Annotated in this window: 14 protein-coding genes; 6 read left to right on the top strand and 8 right to left on the bottom strand. The window is 71.6% G+C overall.

The annotated features are described in order from the left end of the window. Position 1: 1 nt before the first annotated feature. Positions 2–955 carry a zinc-binding alcohol dehydrogenase family protein gene (locus AB0M95_RS04960; RefSeq protein ID WP_363759604.1) on the top strand — a complete coding sequence of 318 codons (954 nt, stop codon included), beginning with the start codon at positions 2–4 and terminating at the stop codon, positions 953–955. Between the two features lie 21 nt (positions 956–976). Here AB0M95_RS04960 and AB0M95_RS04955 read toward each other — a convergent pair whose 3' ends face one another. The 4 genes from AB0M95_RS04955 to AB0M95_RS04940 form a co-directional block, all read right to left on the bottom strand. Next, on the bottom strand, positions 977–1,777 hold the full coding sequence (locus AB0M95_RS04955; protein WP_358509489.1) for an IclR family transcriptional regulator C-terminal domain-containing protein: 801 nt from the start codon (positions 1,775–1,777) through the stop codon (positions 977–979). A 370-nt stretch (positions 1,778–2,147) separates the two neighbouring features. Further along, on the bottom strand, positions 2,148–3,053 hold the full coding sequence (locus AB0M95_RS04950; protein ID WP_358509492.1) for a hypothetical protein: 906 nt from the start codon (positions 3,051–3,053) through the stop codon (positions 2,148–2,150). A 409-nt stretch (positions 3,054–3,462) separates the two neighbouring features. Further along, on the bottom strand, positions 3,463–4,566 hold the full coding sequence (locus AB0M95_RS04945) for a glycoside hydrolase family 43 protein (RefSeq protein ID WP_363759601.1): 1,104 nt from the start codon (positions 4,564–4,566) through the stop codon (positions 3,463–3,465). Positions 4,567–4,633: 67 nt separating this feature from the next. Further along, positions 4,634–5,086 carry a GNAT family N-acetyltransferase gene (locus AB0M95_RS04940; protein ID WP_363759598.1) on the bottom strand — a complete coding sequence of 151 codons (453 nt, stop codon included), beginning with the start codon at positions 5,084–5,086 and terminating at the stop codon, positions 4,634–4,636. Positions 5,087–5,245: 159 nt separating this feature from the next. Here AB0M95_RS04940 and AB0M95_RS04935 point away from each other — a divergent pair, with 159 nt between their 5' ends. After that, positions 5,246–6,274, top strand: coding sequence for a HAMP domain-containing sensor histidine kinase (locus AB0M95_RS04935; protein WP_363759595.1), 1,029 nt, complete (start codon positions 5,246–5,248; stop codon positions 6,272–6,274). A 27-nt stretch (positions 6,275–6,301) separates the two neighbouring features. Here the strand turns inward: AB0M95_RS04935 and AB0M95_RS04930 are convergent, their stop codons facing one another. From AB0M95_RS04930 to AB0M95_RS04915, 4 genes are read right to left on the bottom strand one after another with little or no spacing between them, the layout of a single operon-like run. Next, positions 6,302–7,471 (bottom strand): acyl-CoA dehydrogenase family protein, encoded by a 1,170-nt coding sequence (locus AB0M95_RS04930; RefSeq protein ID WP_358509506.1) that lies wholly within the window; start codon positions 7,469–7,471, stop codon positions 6,302–6,304. Between the two features lie 3 nt (positions 7,472–7,474). Further along, positions 7,475–8,428: a hydroxymethylglutaryl-CoA lyase gene (locus AB0M95_RS04925; RefSeq protein ID WP_363759592.1), complete on the bottom strand. Its 954-nt coding sequence runs from the start codon at positions 8,426–8,428 to the stop codon at positions 7,475–7,477. After that, complete coding sequence (locus AB0M95_RS04920; protein WP_363759589.1) at positions 8,425–10,539, bottom strand: biotin carboxylase N-terminal domain-containing protein; 2,115 nt, start codon at positions 10,537–10,539, stop codon at positions 8,425–8,427. Before AB0M95_RS04920 ends, AB0M95_RS04925 begins: the two co-directional genes overlap by 4 nt. Before the next feature lie 2 nt (positions 10,540–10,541). Beyond that, entirely contained in the window at positions 10,542–12,128 is a 1,587-nt protein-coding gene (locus AB0M95_RS04915; RefSeq protein ID WP_363759586.1) for a carboxyl transferase domain-containing protein, read from the bottom strand. A gap of 85 nt (positions 12,129–12,213) precedes the next feature. On the opposite strand from AB0M95_RS04915, the gene AB0M95_RS04910 reads away from it, so the two are divergent. The 4 genes from AB0M95_RS04910 to AB0M95_RS04895 all read left to right on the top strand — a co-directional run bounded on the left by AB0M95_RS04910 (position 12,214) and on the right by AB0M95_RS04895 (position 15,018). Continuing rightward, positions 12,214–12,810: a TetR/AcrR family transcriptional regulator gene (locus AB0M95_RS04910; RefSeq protein ID WP_363759583.1), complete on the top strand. Its 597-nt coding sequence runs from the start codon at positions 12,214–12,216 to the stop codon at positions 12,808–12,810. A 180-nt stretch (positions 12,811–12,990) separates the two neighbouring features. Next, positions 12,991–13,161 carry a hypothetical protein gene (locus AB0M95_RS04905; protein ID WP_358509520.1) on the top strand — a complete coding sequence of 57 codons (171 nt, stop codon included), beginning with the start codon at positions 12,991–12,993 and terminating at the stop codon, positions 13,159–13,161. Further along, positions 13,158–14,141, top strand: coding sequence for an ATP-binding cassette domain-containing protein (locus AB0M95_RS04900; RefSeq protein WP_363759580.1), 984 nt, complete (start codon positions 13,158–13,160; stop codon positions 14,139–14,141). The genes AB0M95_RS04905 and AB0M95_RS04900 overlap by 4 nt, the downstream gene beginning before the upstream one ends. Before the next feature lie 4 nt (positions 14,142–14,145). After that, positions 14,146–15,018 carry an ABC transporter permease gene (locus tag AB0M95_RS04895; RefSeq protein ID WP_358509526.1) on the top strand — a complete coding sequence of 291 codons (873 nt, stop codon included), beginning with the start codon at positions 14,146–14,148 and terminating at the stop codon, positions 15,016–15,018. Positions 15,019–15,143: the final 125 nt, after the last annotated feature.

Raw genomic sequence — 15,143 nt, 5'->3', positions numbered from 1 at the left:
CGTGCGCGCCGCGGAGATCCAGGAACCCGGCCGGCCGCCGCTGCCGGCCGACCGGGCCGCGCCCGTGCCCGGGCCCGGCGAAACACTTGTCAAGGTCGGCGCCGCCCCGATCACCCCGCTGGACGTCCTGTGCGCGAGCGGCACGTCCTACTTCGGCAGGCCGGCGACCCCGTACGTGCCGGGCGTCCAGGGGGTCGGGACCGCCGGCGGGAGGCCGGTGTGGTTCACGACCTCGGCCGGCATGGCCCCGGGTGACGGGAGCATGGCCGAGACCGTCTCAGTGCCCACGGAGGACCTCGTCGAACTGCCCGAGGGGGTGGACCCGATCGCCGTCGCAGCGCTCGGGCTCTCCGCCGTCGCCGCCCACATGGCTCTGACCTGGCGTGGCGGGCTCGCCGCCGGTGAGCAGGTCCTGGTGCTCGGCGCCGGTGGAGTGGTCGGGCAGGCCGCGGTCCAGCTCGCCCGCATCGCCGGCGCGCGCAGGATCGTCGCGGGCGCGCGCTCCCCGGCCGCGCGGGACCGTGCGAAACAGGCCGGTGCCGACGCCGTCGTCGCGCTCGACACCGACGACGTCGCCGAGCTGGCGGCACGCTTCGCCGCCGTCGCCGACGGGCCGGTCGACCTGGTGCTCGACCCGCTCTTCGGCCCACCGGCGGCGGCAGCCGCCCGCACCCTGCGCGCGGGCGGCAGGCTGGTCAACCTCGGAAGTTCCGCCGCCGAGACCTGCCCCATCGACTCTTCCACGCTCCGCAGCAGATCGCTGCGGCTGCTCGGCTACACCAACAACGAACTGAGCCCTGAGCAGCGCGCCGCGGCGATCACCATGGTCGCCGAGCAGGCCGCGCTCGGGCGGCTGAAGGTCGCCCACGAGATCGTGGCGCTCGACGACGTCGAGCGGGCGTGGCTGCGCCAGGCCGGTGGCGCGGCGGCGGGCCGGATCGTCCTGGCTCTGTGAACGGCCTACGGGCGACCCCGTTCAGGACGCCGGGACCTGCGGAACCGCCTCGTACAACGCCCAGTCGGCGCTTATCGCGCCCGCGGTCTTGAGTAGCAGCGGCAGGTGCTCCTCGGTCAGTTTCTCCACCGACGTCTCGGCGGCGTGCGAGTTGACGTTGACGGCGGCGATCACGTTTCCCAGCCCGTCGCGCAGCGGAGCGGCCACAGACCTGATCCCCAGGGCGAGCTGCTCGTCCGTCAGCGCCCAGCCCTTCGCCCTCACCGCGCGCAATGCCGCCTCACGCTCCTCTGGGGTCGGGCGCCAGCGCGGCTCGATGCCCGACCGGCTCGGCTCCGCGAGGACCCGTTCGACCTCGGCGGGCGGAAGCGAGGCCAGCAGCACCTTGCCGAGGGACGTCTGCAGCGCGGGAAAGCGCGTCCCGATCTGCACCGAGAGGGTGACGATCTTCGGCACGGCCACCCGGGCGACATAGACGACGTCGGACCCGTCAAGCTGGGCGAGGGACGAGGACTCATGCGTCTGCGCCACCAGTCGTTCAAGATGCGGCCTGGCGATCTCCCAGAGGCCCATCGAGCGCACGTAGGAAACGCCCAGTTCGAGCACCCTTGGGGTGAGGGCGAAGCCGCCCCGCTCGGCTCTGGCGTAGCCCAGTTCTTGCAGGGTCAGCAGGATGCGCCGGGCCGTCGGCCGGGCCAGCCCCGCGGCGGCGGCCACCTCGGTCAGTGACATGACGGGACGTCCTGGCTGGAACCCTCTGATGACCTCGAGGCCTCGGGCCAAGGCCTCGATGAAGTCGGGTCCGGTGTCAGCACGTGCCATGAGCGCCTCTCCTGGTCGGTTTCGCTGATCCGACTCTAGACCGCGGGAGCGGCTGCTTGTCCGCGTCGCGGCAGCCGTGCTCGCACCGGCCAAGACCACTGCGGCTTTCAATGTCGCAGGTGCCGGCACCACCGAGGAAGACCACCATCGTTACAGCAACGTTTCAGTGTCCGCTAGACGGACCTCCGTCCGCCACACTATGCCCTGTCGGTCATCCGGGTGACCGCGACGCTCGCCGCAGCACAGACCGGCGGGAAGCCGCCGGGCCTCGCAGCCACTGACGGCGAGCAGCGCGCTCCCACTCAGAGGTAATGCATGCGTGGGGTTCTGGGCGGTTCCGTCCTGCTCGCCGTCAACGACCGGCCTGTCGTCATGTGGAGGCGGTGGCCGACCCGCCGAAGTTGCTCTTGACGGTGATGCGTCCGGGGTTGCCGATCCAGCCCCGCTGATCCGCATAGCGGCCGCCGCCGAGGTTGGTGAGCCTGAACATGAAGGAGTCGGACGAGGTCAGGTAGACGCTGAGAATGGCGTCGGGATTGGTGCTGGTGGCCTCGATGCGCAGGAGGCGGTCCTTCCAGGTGGCGCGCTTGATCTGGACCACGTCAGGGACCGGGGGCGTGGTGGCGGGGACGACGGTCAGCGTGCCGGTGCGGGTGACGCCGAAGGCGGTGGCGGTGACGGTCACCGTGGTGCCGGCGCTGACGGAGGCGGTGGTCACCGGGAAGGCACCGGACGACTGGCCGCCGCTCACAACCGTCTCGGCGGGGACGCCGACCACGGCCGGGTTGCTGCTGGTCAGCGTGACCACCGCGCCATCGGTCACGGTGGCGAACCGGACCGTGCCGGTGGCCGGGCCACCTCCGGCGACCGTCGCCGGGCTGAACGTCACCGAGGACAGGACCGGGCCGGAAGGCACCGGGTTGACGTTGAGGCAGTCCGCCTGGGTGATCCCGCCGGCCGTGCCGTTGACGCACGCGAAGTCGCCCGGGCCGGTGAAGGGTACGGTCGTCACGGTGAAGTCGGTGCTGACGGCCCCGGCCGGGATGGTCACCGAGCCGGGGACCCTGACGACGTCGGTGTTGGTGCTGGACAGGATGACCACCGTGTCTTCGCCGACGGCAGCCGCCAGCGTCACCGTACCCTGCGCCGAGGTGCCCGCGACGACCGTGCGCGGGGAGATCGACAGGCTGTCGAGCGTCCCGGCGCCGAGCCCGTACGCGGTGGAGGGGAGGCCCGCCAGCGAGCCACCGCACAGAACGATCGCCGAGGCCGCCACGACGGACAGCCTTCTGAATAAGCGTGAAATCACCTTCACCACAGCCTCCGCTGAGATCATGTCGGGATATGTCCGTAATACAAACGGATGGCCGCCACCCGTGGTTCAGAGCGCGAGAGCCGGCCGGCGCTCTGCGGTCTGCGTGACTCCAAGGACCCCGGACAGGGCCGCCTTCTCGAAGGGTCATGCCGAAACAGCGACCCCGACCTCACGCAGGCCGTCCTACGTGAGGACGGTCCGCGCCTGCAGGCGCCCGCCTCAAGAGGGACCTCACCCTCGAGGCGCTCGCCAAGACGACCGACATCCAGCGCTGGACGATCGACGCCGTCCATGGCGAGCGCCGCCACCACCGGCACGAAGTGTCGGTGGTGGCGGCGCCAAGGACGGGAGATCAGGTGTCGTGGGTGCGTTATTCGAAGAACTTGAGGCTGAACCCGGTGTTGGTGTTGTCGCCGGGCACGTTCGCCCGCCGGTAGGTGGTCTTGCCCCACCAGACGGCCGTGCCGGTGTACCAGTACCGGTTGGACCATGCGTACGGCGTGCCCTTGGCGACAGCGTGGTACATGGTCGGGAACCGGTTGCCGGACGGCGGGCTGGTGGCGATGTCCCCGCGCTCCAGCACGAACGTGTGGTGGCCGGGGCCGTCCACCCACAGCGTCGGGTCCCAGCCGTCCATCATGTACTCCGCGTACGAGCCGAACAGGCAACCGTTGCTCTTGTACCAGTCCCACACGTACGTCGGGTCACCACCGGAGCGCAGCCGCAGATCGGCGATGCAGTACTTGCTGCTCCAACTGCCGTTCGCGGAGTACACGATGTGCAACTGCCCGTTCGGGTCGAGGATCGGCTCGGGGGCCTCGTTGATGAACGGGTCGCCGACGACCCGCTCCCACGGCTCCCGCGGCTGGGAGATGATGTAGCGGCCGCCGGTGGTCGTGGTCGGGCTGCTCATCCGGGCGATGTAGAGGTTCTGCTCGACGTTGGTGTCGCCCGCCCAGCCGGACCACACGAACCAGCGCTCGCCGTTGAAGGTGAACGGCGCGCCGTCGATGGCCCACTTGTCGCCGGGCAGGGCGACCTTCGTCGCGGCGGAATACCCGGAGTCGGCGGTGGCGGAGCTGATGTGGTACATCCGGTGGGCGGCGCCGGTGCCCGCCCCGAAGTAGATGCGGTAGCGGCCGTCGTGGTACACGATCTCGGGCGCCCACACCTCACCGAGGTTGCCGGTGTCGTTCCACACCTGGCGCCGGGGCGCGTCGGCGATGCCCTCGAGAGTGGTCGCCGTCCGTACGGCGATGCCGCCGTTCACCGACTTGGCCGCGACGTAGAGGTTGCCGACCCGGATGACGCTGGGGTCGGCGCCACCCAGTGCGGTGCGGCCGAGGGTCACGGACTGCTTGGCGGACGCGGCGGCCGGTGCGGCGTTGGCGGGGGATGCAGGGGAGGCGGCGATGCCGCCGATGGCGGTCAGGGCGAGGGCGATGATCACTTGCCGAAGAGCATGTCTTCTCATGAGGCTCCTTCTACCTGCGGACCCCCCATAACTTTAAATAAAGTTTACTAATAGATTCGGTCCTCATTCAAGGGGTCGCCCGAACGGTCTTTAAGACCTTGCGGTAGTACGTTCCGGCGGACTCGTACTTGAGCGCCTGGTAGAACTCGGGCGCCCTGCGGGTGGCCAGGGCGATGTATCCGGCGTCGCGGGAGCGGGCCCAGGTCTCGAACTCCTCCAGCAGCGCCCGCCCGAGCCCGCGCCTGCGGAAGCCGTGCTGGGTCATGGCCTCCTCGACCCAGGCGACGTGGCCGTTGGCGAACAGGGTGAGGTGGACGAAGCCGAGTAGGTACCCGCGCACGTGGCCGTCCACGCAGACCACCAGCACCTGCGCGTCGGGGTTGGCGAGCAGCGCCGGGAACGCCGCCTGGAAGGCCTCCCGTTGGGGCCGGAAGGAGAGCGCGAACTCTCGCGTCAGCTTGTAGATCTCCTCGACGTCGTCCCCGCCCGCCCTCCGCACCAGGAGATCATCTGAAGTCATGAAAAGGACTTTAGGGACTCGCACGCCTGTTCGTCCATTCGAGGACCGGGACGGTCAGGCATCGTGTAGTCGGCGGCGATGTCCCCGGTGTCTGGAAATGCCACGTATATGTATACAGTGTACTGTAGGGAAATCGGAATCCGGAGGGAAGGTGACGCCGTGCCATCCGCGCACTCGATCCGAGCAAGATCCACGCCGGCCACCTCGGCGCTCCTCACGGAGGCCGGGCGCCTCCTCGCCGCGGGCGGCGCCGTCCTGCCGGCCTTCGGGGTGTGGATGACCTGGTCCCTGATGGGCCGCTCCCTGCGCCCGCCGGCGGCGATCCGCACGCGGATGTCCCAGATCATGCCGGGCCACCTCGGCCTGCGCGTGCCCGTACCACCGCACGAGGACGAGATCGCCCTGCTCGCCCGCTCCGCCGACCAGGCCCTGGACCCGCTGGAGACCACCGTCGAACAGCAGCGCCGTTTCGCCCTCACCGCCTGCCACGAGCTCGGCGCCCCGGTCGCCGACCTGCGCGAGCACCTCCGGGAGTCCCTGCTCCGGCCCGGCGAGGCCGATCCGCGCGACGCCATCCGCCTCGCCCTGTCGGCCACTGGGCGGCTGGAGACGATCGTCGACGACGTGCTCTACCTGGCCCGCCTCGGCGCCGGCGACGCCGCGGGCGCGCCCCGCGAGCTGATCGACACCGGTGCGCTCGTGCTGGAGCGCGCGGCACGGCCGCACGGCGTACCGGTACGCGTCCACGCCACCGCCGGCATGTGGGTCTGCGGCGTCCGCGCCCAGCTCACCCGGATGCTGGACACCATCCTGGACGGCGCCGGGCGCGCCGCGGAGACCCGCGTGGACGTCATGGTCCGGTCCCACGGCGATGAGGTGGTCGTGACGGTGACCGACGACGGGGCCGCCGTCTCACCCGCCGACCGGGCGCGCGTCTTCGACCCCTTCTCCGGGCTCGACGACCCGCGCCGCCGCGACCCGGACGGCAGCGGGCTCGGCCTGACCATCGCCCGTGAGATCGCCCGCGCGCACCACGGGACCGTGGAGGCCGAGGACTCCGCACGGGGCCTGCGTTTCGCCATCCGGCTGCCGCTCATGAACGCGGGAGATCCCGGGCCCGGCCGCCCGGGGGCCGAGCGCGACGGGAGCGGCACCGTCCACGCCGGGACCGGCTGCCCCTCCCGCTGAGGGCGCCCGCCCCGGCGCGCGGGGCCGCTAGGCGCTCAGGCCGAGCTGGCGGGCGATGAGCATGCGCTGCACCTCGCTCGTCCCCTCGCCGATCTCCAGGATCTTCGCGTCGCGGTAGAAACGGCCCACGGGGTACTCGTTCATGAAGCCGTAGCCGCCGAAGATCTGCGTGGCGTCGCGGGCGTTGTCCATCGCGGCGTTGGAACTCACCAGCTTGGCGATCGCCGCCTCCTTCTTGAACGGCTCGCCCGCCAGCATCTTCTCGGCGGCGTGGTAGTAGGCCAGGCGCGCCGTGTGCGCGCGGGCCTCCATGTCGGCGACCTTGAACTGGATGGCCTGGTAGCGCCCGATCGGCGTCCCGAACGCGTGGCGCTCCTTGACGTAGCGCAGGCTCTCGTCCACGCAGCCCTGCGCGAGCCCGACCGACAGGGCGGCGATGGCGACGCGGCCCTCGTCCAGCGTCCGCAGGAACTGGGCGTATCCGCGCCCGCGCTCGCCCAGCAGGTTGGCGGCGGGCACCCGGCAGTCGGTGAAGGACAGCTCGCGGGTGTCGGAGGCGGACCAGCCGACCTTGGAGTACTTCTTGGACACCGTGAACCCCGGCGTGCCCGACGGGACGATGATCGTCGAGATCTCCGGCGTCGCGGACCCGCCCTCGGCGTCCTCGCGCCGCCCGGTGAGGGCCGCGACCGCGACGAACCCGGTGATGTCGGTGCCGGAGTTGGTGATGAACGCCTTCGAGCCGTTGATCACCCACTCGTCGCCGTCCAGCACCGCCGTGGTCCGCATGCCGCCGGGGACGTCGGTGCCGCCGCCCGGCTCGGTGAGGCCGAACGCGCCGAGCGTGCGGCCCGCCGCGAGCGCGGGCAGCCACTCGGCCTTCTGCTCCTCGGAGCCGAACCGGTAGAGCGGCATCGCGCCGAGGGAGGTCGCGGCCTCCAGGGTGATGGCCACCGAGGAGTCGACGCGGGCCAGTTCCTCCAAGGTCAGGCACAGGGCGAAGTAGTCGCCGCCCATGCCGCCGTACTCCTCCGGGATCGGCAGGCCGAACAGTCCCATACGCCCCATCTGGGAGACGATGTCGTACGGGAACGCGCAGCGCTCGTAGTAGTCGCCGATCACCGGGGCGACGACGTCCCTGGCGAACTCCTCGACGGTCTTGCGCAGCGCCTCGTACTCGTCAGTGAGCCGATGCATGCCCTACTCCTCATCCTCTGAAGCGAGTTCCTTCGCCAGCGCGCGGACCACGCGGGAGGGGCTCGGACGGCCCAGCTCCCCGGCCAGCCACACGCTGGTCGCGACCAGCGACCGCAGGTCGACGCCGGTCTCCACGCCGAGCCCTGCGAGCATCCAGAGCAGGTCCTCGGTGGCGAGGTTACCGGTGGCGCTCTTGGCGTACGGGCAGCCGCCGATGCCGCCCGCCGACGCGTCCACGACGGTCACCCCGGCGCGCAGGGCGCTCAGGGTGTTGGCCAGCGCCTGGCCGTAGGTGTCGTGGAAGTGCACGGCCAGCCGCTCGGGGCCCACGCCCGCCTCGCCGAACGCCTCCAGCAGCGCGGTGACGTGGCCGGGGGTGCCGACGCCGATCGTGTCGCCGAGCGAGAGCTGCGCGCAGCCGAGGTCCAGCAGGCGCCTGCCGTTGCGGACGACCTGCTCGATCGGCACCGGCCCCTCCCACGGGTCGCCGAAGCACATCGACAGGTACGCGCGCACGGCCAGGCCGTTCTCGCGGGCGCGGGCCACGACCGGGGCGAACATCTCGATCGAGCCGTCCACGCTGCGGTTGAGGTTGCGCTGGGCGAACGTCTCGGTGGCGCTGCCGAAGATCGCGATGTCGGTGACGCCCAGGTCCAGCGCGCGGTCCAGGCCGCGCTCGTTGGGCACCAGCACGGGGTAGCGGACGCCCGGCACGCGCTCGACCCGCTTGAGCAGTTCCTCGGCGTCGGCGAGCTGCGGCACCCATTTGGGGTGGACGAAGCTGGTGGTCTCAATGGTGGTCAGCCCCGCCGCGGTCAGGCGGGCGACCAGCTCGGCCTTGATTTCCAGGGGGACGACGGACGGCTCGTTCTGCAGGCCGTCGCGGGGCCCGACCTCGTAGATCGTGACCCGTTCGGGCAGTCCGTCCGCCGGCACGCGCATCGGTTCGAACATCATTCCCCTCCCCCGTCCGTTCCCGCCGGACCGCTTTTGCCCGCGGATCCGCCCGCGGCCTCGCCGGGGGGACCGACGACGGCGAGCACCGCGTCCATGTCGACCGGCTGCCCGGCGCGGACCGGCAGCTCGGCGACCACGCCGTCGGAAGGCGCGGTAACCGTGTGCTCCATCTTCATGGCCTCGACGATCAGCAGCGGCTGGCCCTCGGTGACCCTCTCGCCCGGCGTCACCTTGACCAGCAGCACCGTGCCCGGCATCGGGCTGCGGACGACACCGTCGCCGGCCCCGCCCGTCCCGGCGCGGTCGCCCGGGTCGCCGGGCAGGTGGCGGGTGAGCGCCCAGGCGTGGCCGTCGCGTCCCAGCCACACCGTGCTCCCCTTGCTCCCCACGCTCCCCGCCGTGCCGCTTCCGCCGATCGCGCAGGCGTAGCGTGTGGTCACCCCGTCCATCGTGACCAGCACGTCGCCGCGCCACTCGCCCGGCGCCGCCCCGGCCGCGTCCTCGCGGGACAGCCGGGCCGCGGACGCGGGGCCGTCCCCCACGGCTACCTCGGCGGCGCGTCCCGGCAGGCCGCGGACCCGGACCGCGACCGGCTCGCCGCGCGCCGCGAGCAGCCAGGTCGTCCAGGCGCGCTCCCCGGCCCGCCAGCCGTCCGGAACCTCCCACGGGTCGTCGCCCGCGTCCTTGGAGAGCCGGTCGTGCAGGACGAGCGCCGCCGCGGCGAGCACCTCGTCCGGCGGCGCGCCGGTGCCGTAGGCCGCGGCGAGCAGGGCGTCGAGGCGCTGGTCGATCAGGCCGGTGCCGAGGTGCCCGGCGGCGACGTCGGGGTCGGCCAGCAGCGCCCGCAGGAAGGCGATGTTGGTGGTCACGCCGAGCACCGCGGTCTCGCGCAGGGCCGCGTCCAGCCGGCGCAGGGCGCTCGCGCGGCCGGGGCCCCAGGCGATCACCTTGGACAGCATCGGGTCGTAGTCGCTGCCGACGAGCGCGCCCTCGAAGAGCCCGGAGTCCACGCGCACGCCGTCGCCGTCCCCGGGCTCGGCCAGGGCGAGCACCCGCCCTCCCGTGGGCAGGAAGTCCCGCGCGGGGTCCTCGGCGTAGACCCGGGCCTCGATGGCGTGGCCGTTCAGGCGCACGTCCTCCTGGGCCAGGGGCAGCGGCGCGCCCGCCGCGACGCGGAGCTGCAGTTCGACCAGGTCCAGGCCCGTGACCATCTCGGTGACGGGGTGCTCGACCTGGAGCCGGGTGTTCATCTCGATGAAGTAGCCCGGGTGCCCGGGCCGGTCGCCCGGGACGATGAACTCGACGGTGCCCGCGCCGACGTACCCGACCGCGCGGGCGGCGCTGACGGCGGCGGCGCCCATGCGGCGGCGGGTCTCCTCGTCCAGCAGCGGGGACGGGGCCTCCTCGATGATCTTCTGGTGGCGGCGCTGGAGGCTGCACTCGCGCTCGCCGAGGTGGATCACGTTGCCGTGCGCGTCCGCGAGCACCTGGATCTCGATGTGCCGGGGGTCGCCGACGTAGCTCTCGACCAGCAGGGTGCCGTCGCCGAACGCGGCCTGGGCCGTGCGCCGGGCCGAGGCGATGGCGTCGGCCAGCCCGTCCGCCGAGCGGACCACGAGCATGCCCTTGCCGCCGCCGCCCGCCGAGGGCTTGATCAGGACCGGGTAGCCGATGCGCGCGGCGGCCTCGGCGAGGTCGTCGCCGGGCTCGGCGCCGCCGGGCACCACGGGCACGCCGGCCGCCTCCACCGCGGCCTTGGCGCGGATCTTGTCGCCCATCGCCTCGATCGCCTCGGGCGGCGGCCCCACGAACACCAGGCCCGCCTCGGCGCAGCGCCGGGCGAACGCGGTGTTCTCGGCCAGGAACCCGTACCCCGGGTGGACGGCCTGGGCGCCGCTCGCCCGCGCGGCCGCGACGACGCCCTCGATGTCGAGGTAGCCGGAGGCCAGCCGCACCGCCGTGTCGGCCTCGCGGACGTGCCGGGCGCCCGCGTCGGCGTCGCTGTGGACCGCGACCGACCGGATGCCGAGCCGGCGCAGCGTCCTGATCACCCGGAGCGCGATCTCTCCCCGGTTGGCCACCAGCACGGTCTCGAAAAACCCAGAGTTCATGGTCACATCCGGAAGACGCCGTAGCCGATGGGGTCGAGAGGGGCGTTGGCCGCGGCCGACAGGGCCAGCCCGAGCACCATGCGGGTGTCGAGGGGGTCGATCACGCCGTCGTCCCAGAGCCGCGCGGTGGAGTAGTACGGGTTCCCCTGCGCCTCGTACCGCTCGCGGATCTCGCGCTTGAACTCCGCCTCCCCGGCGGCGTCGCCGCCCGGGCGCACGGTGGCCAGCACGTTGGCGGCCTGCTCGCCGCCCATGACCGAGATGCGGGCGTTCGGCCACATCCACAGCAGGCGCGGCGAGTACGCCCGCCCGGCCATGGCGTAGTTGCCCGCGCCGAACGAGCCGCCGATCACCACGGTGAACTTGGGCACCCGGGCGCAGGAGACGGCGGTGACCATCTTGGCGCCGTGCTTGGCGATGCCCCCGTGCTCGTAGGCGCGGCCCACCATGAAGCCGCTGATGTTCTGCAGGAAGACCAGGGGGATCCCGCGCTGGTCGCACAACTCGATGAAGTGCGCGCCCTTCAGCGCGGACTCACTGAACAGGATGCCGTTGTTGGCGACGACGCCCACCGGGTGGCCGTGGATCCTGGCGAAGCCGGTCACCAGCGTGGTGCCGTACTCGGCCTTGAACTCCAGGAACTCGCTGCCGTCCACCACCCGGCCGATCACCTCGCGCACGTCGTAGGGGGTGCGGGTGTCGGACGGCACGATGCCGTACAGGTCGCGCGGGTCGTGGACGGGCTCGCGGGACGGCGCGCGCTCCCAGGGGGCGGGGCTCCTCGGGGCGAGGGTGGCGACGATGTCGCGGACGATGGCCAGCGCGTGGGCGTCGTCCTCGGCGAGGTGGTCGGTGACGCCGCTGACCCGGGCGTGGACGTCGCCGCCGCCGAGCTCCTCGGCCGAGACCTCCTCGCCGGTCGCGGCCTTCACCAGCGGCGGACCGCCGAGGAAGATCGTGCCCTGGTTCCTGACGATGACGGCCTCGTCGCTCATCGCGGGCACGTACGCGCCGCCGGCCGTGCAGGAGCCGAGCACGGCGGCGATCTGCGGGATGCCGCGCCGGGACATGGTGGCCTGGTTGTAGAAGATGCGGCCGAAATGCTCGCGGTCGGGGAAGACCTCGTCCTGCAGGGGGAGGAACGCGCCGCCGGAGTCGACCAGGTAGACGCACGGCAGGTGGTTGTGGAGGGCGACCTCCTGGGCGCGCAGGTGCTTCTTGACCGTGATCGGGTAGTATGTGCCGCCCTTGACGGTGGCGTCGTTGGCGACGATCACGCACTCGCGGCCGGAGACGCGCCCGATGCCGGTGATGATGCCGGCCGCGGGAGCCTCGTCGCCGTACAGGCCGGTGGCGGCCAGCGGCGAGAGCTCCAGGAAGCGGGACCCGGGGTCGAGCAGCGTGCCCACCCGGTCGCGGGGCAGGAGCTTGCCGCGCTCGACGTGCCGGGCGCGCGAGCGCTCGGGGCCGCCGAGGGCCGCCAGCGCGAGCCGTTCGCGCAGCTCGGTGGCCAACCGCTCGTTGACCTCGACGTTGCGCTTGAACTCCTCGCCGCCCGGACTCACCAGAGTCCGGAGCACAGGGGCCATGGTGCGCTCCTTCCACCGGTTAATGAACGCTAACTCCGTCCTGAATGTTAGTCATCATTAACCGGTTCGTCTACCATTGCTGGTCATGACCGTCATGCGAAGTCCTACCCGCGTACCCAGCCCCCGGCGCAGGGAGATTCTGGACGCGGCCGCCGCGCTGTTCGCGGCCCGGGGCTTCCACGGCACGCCCATCGAGGAGATCGGCGGGGCGGTCGGCATCTCGGGCCCGGCGCTGTACCGCCACTTCAGCGGCAAGGAATCGCTGCTGTCGGAGATGCTCCTGGACGTCAGCCAGCGCCTGCGCGACGCCGGCGTCGAACGGGTGACCCGGGCGGGCTCGGCGGCCGAGGCGCTGGACGCGCTGATCAGCGGCCAGATCGACTTCGCGCTCGACCATCCGGCGCTGATCACCGTGCACGACCGCGAACTCGGCAACGTGCCCGAGCCGGCCCGGCGGCAGATCCGCCGGCTCCAGCGGCTGTACGTCGAGGAGTGGGTCACGGTACTGACCGAGATGTACCCGGACGCCCCCCCGCCGCGCCTGCGGGCCGCCACGCACGCGGTCTTCGGGCTGCTGAACTCCACCCCGCACAGCGCCGGGGAGCTTCCCCGGGAGGCCATGGCCGCGCTCCTGCACGGCATGGCCCGCGCCGCGCTCGGCGGCCTGGTTAATCTGGACTAACTTTCCGCCGTCCCACCCACCGCCCGGCCCCCCGGCCGCGGCGGGCGTCCGCATGTCCGGAAATAGCCCCTTGTTGTGCCGCTATCTAGATATATCGTTAACATATCTCGATAGATCGCCGGTCACCGCGGCGAGCCGCTCACCCCCTGGCCGGGGGTCACGGGCAGCCCGCCCGAGGAGATGATGGAGTTGCGCATGCTCTGGGCGCGGCTCGGCGAGACGTTCGCCCAGCTCACCCAGGTCTCCACTCCAGAGCAACCGGCCGCGGCGCGCAGGCCGCTCAAGACCACCAGACGGTCGGTCTTCGCGATCCTCGCGGAAGGCAGGGACGAGGAGGAAGAGGAACAGTGACGACAAGCGAGGCACCCGCCGTCGCCGTACGGGGGCTCAGGAAGAGCTACGGCACGCTGGAGGCCGTGAAGGGCGTCGAGTTCGACGTGCGGCCGGGCGAGGTCTTCGGCTTCCTCGGCCCGAACGGCGCCGGGAAGACCACGACCATCAGCATGCTGTGCACGCTGGTGAAGCCGACGGGCGGCAGCGCCCTGGTGGCAGGGCACGACGTCGTCCGGGAGCGCGACGAGGTGCGGCGCAACATCGGGCTGGTGTTCCAGGACCCGACCCTGGACGGATACCTGTCGGCCGAGCAGAACCTGCGCTTCCACGCCGAGCTGTACGGCGTGCCGAGGGACGTCGTCGGCGAGCGCATCAAGCAGGTCCTGGAGATGGTCGCCCTCTGGGACCGCAGGGAGGCCAAGGTGAACACCTTCTCCGGGGGCATGAAACGCCGCCTGGAGATCGCGCGGGGGCTGCTGCACTCGCCCCGCGTGCTGTTCCTGGACGAGCCCACGGTCGGGCTGGACCCGCAGACCCGTTCCGCGATCTGGGGGTACATCAACAAGCTGCGTCACACCGAGGACATCACGATCTTCATGACGACGCACTACATGGACGAGGCCGAGTACTGCGACCGCATCGCGATCATCGACCACGGCGAGATCGTGGTGATCGACTCGCCCGAGAAGCTCAAGGCCGGCGTCGGCAAGGACCGCGTCCAGATCCAGACCGCCGACGACGAGACGGCCATCGCCGCGCTCAAGGAGCGCTTCGCGCTGGACGCGGCCGTCCACGAGGGCATGGTGACCTTCGCCGTCGCCTCCGGGGAGGCGTTCGTCCCCCGGCTGTTCTCCGATCTCGGCGTGCCGATCCGCTCGGTCAGCGTGTCTCGCCCGTCGTTGGACGACGTCTTCATGAACTACACCGGCTCCACGATCCGTGACGCCGATGGCGAATCCGGCGCGTCGGCCATCATGCGCGCCCGGGCGAGGAGGTGAACCGATGGCGACCGGAGTGACCGCGCCGGGTGTCGTCCAGGTGCGCGTGCCGGGACGCAGCGTCCGTCACGACCTGCGCGCGATCAAGATCGTGCTGCACCGCGAGCTGCTGCGGTTCGTCAACGACCGCACCCGCATGGTGTCCACGCTGGTCCAGCCCGTGCTGTGGCTGTTCGTGATGGGCACCGGCCTGAGCACGCTGATCGCGGGCGGCGCCCGGCAGGGCGTCGACTTCCGCACGTTCATGTACCCGGGCGTGATCGCGATGACGGTGATCACGACGGCGATGTTCTCGGCGGGCTCGATCGTCTGGGACCGCGAGTTCGGGTTCCTGCGCGAGATGCTGGTCGCGCCGGTCGGGCGCGGCTCGATCGTGATCGGCAAGTGCCTGGGCGGCGGCATCGTCGCGACCGCCCAGGGCGTCATCATCCTGGCCCTGGCCGGCCTGGTGCACGTGCCCTACTCCCCCACGCTGATCCTCACGCTGCTGGGCGAGATGTTCCTGGCCTCGGTCACGATCACCGCCTTCGGCGTCAGCCTGGCGGCGCGCATGAAGAACATGCAGTCGTTCTTCGGCATCATGCAGATGGCGATCATGCCGATGATCTTCCTGTCGGGGGCGGTGTTCCCCCTGGCGAACCTGCCCGGGTGGCTCGCGCTGCTCACGAAGATCAACCCGCTGACGTACGCCGTCGACCCGATGCGCCACGCCGTCTTCAGCCACCTGTCGGTGAGCCCGCAGGTCGTGGACGCGCTCAACCCCGGCGTCCACTGGTTCGGCTGGCACGTCCCCGTCGGCGTGGAGCTCGGCATCGTCGCCCTGATGGGCGTGGCCCTGCTCGGCGTCGCCATCGCCCAGTTCCGCCGAACCGAGTGAACCGGACAGCCCCGGGCAGCCGCCCCCGCGCCCTTGTCGGGCAAAGAGCAAATATTTGCACCAAGGGGAACGATCCGCATCCGTGATCAGACGGTTCCGGCAAGCCCCGGGACGCCGCCTCGCCT

Origin of the sequence: Sphaerisporangium sp. NPDC051017, assembly GCF_040683095.1 — a bacterium.
GTDB lineage: Bacteria > Actinomycetota > Actinomycetes > Streptosporangiales > Streptosporangiaceae > Sphaerisporangium.
This window is presented reverse-complemented; position numbering and strand designations above follow the sequence as displayed.

Coding starts and splice junctions, on each gene's coding strand:
- AB0M95_RS04955 (WP_358509489.1), bottom strand. CDS start 1,777: ATGGCACGTGCTGACACCGGACCCGACTTCATCGAGGCCTTGGCCCGA.
- AB0M95_RS04945 (WP_363759601.1), bottom strand. CDS start 4,566: ATGAGAAGACATGCTCTTCGGCAAGTGATCATCGCCCTCGCCCTGACC.
- AB0M95_RS04940 (WP_363759598.1), bottom strand. CDS start 5,086: ATGACTTCAGATGATCTCCTGGTGCGGAGGGCGGGCGGGGACGACGTC.
- AB0M95_RS04930 (WP_358509506.1), bottom strand. CDS start 7,471: ATGCATCGGCTCACTGACGAGTACGAGGCGCTGCGCAAGACCGTCGAG.
- AB0M95_RS04925 (WP_363759592.1), bottom strand. CDS start 8,428: ATGATGTTCGAACCGATGCGCGTGCCGGCGGACGGACTGCCCGAACGG.
- AB0M95_RS04920 (WP_363759589.1), bottom strand. CDS start 10,539: ATGAACTCTGGGTTTTTCGAGACCGTGCTGGTGGCCAACCGGGGAGAG.
- AB0M95_RS04915 (WP_363759586.1), bottom strand. CDS start 12,128: ATGGCCCCTGTGCTCCGGACTCTGGTGAGTCCGGGCGGCGAGGAGTTC.
- AB0M95_RS04910 (WP_363759583.1), top strand. CDS start 12,214: ATGACCGTCATGCGAAGTCCTACCCGCGTACCCAGCCCCCGGCGCAGG.
- AB0M95_RS04905 (WP_358509520.1), top strand. CDS start 12,991: ATGATGGAGTTGCGCATGCTCTGGGCGCGGCTCGGCGAGACGTTCGCC.
- AB0M95_RS04895 (WP_358509526.1), top strand. CDS start 14,146: ATGGCGACCGGAGTGACCGCGCCGGGTGTCGTCCAGGTGCGCGTGCCG.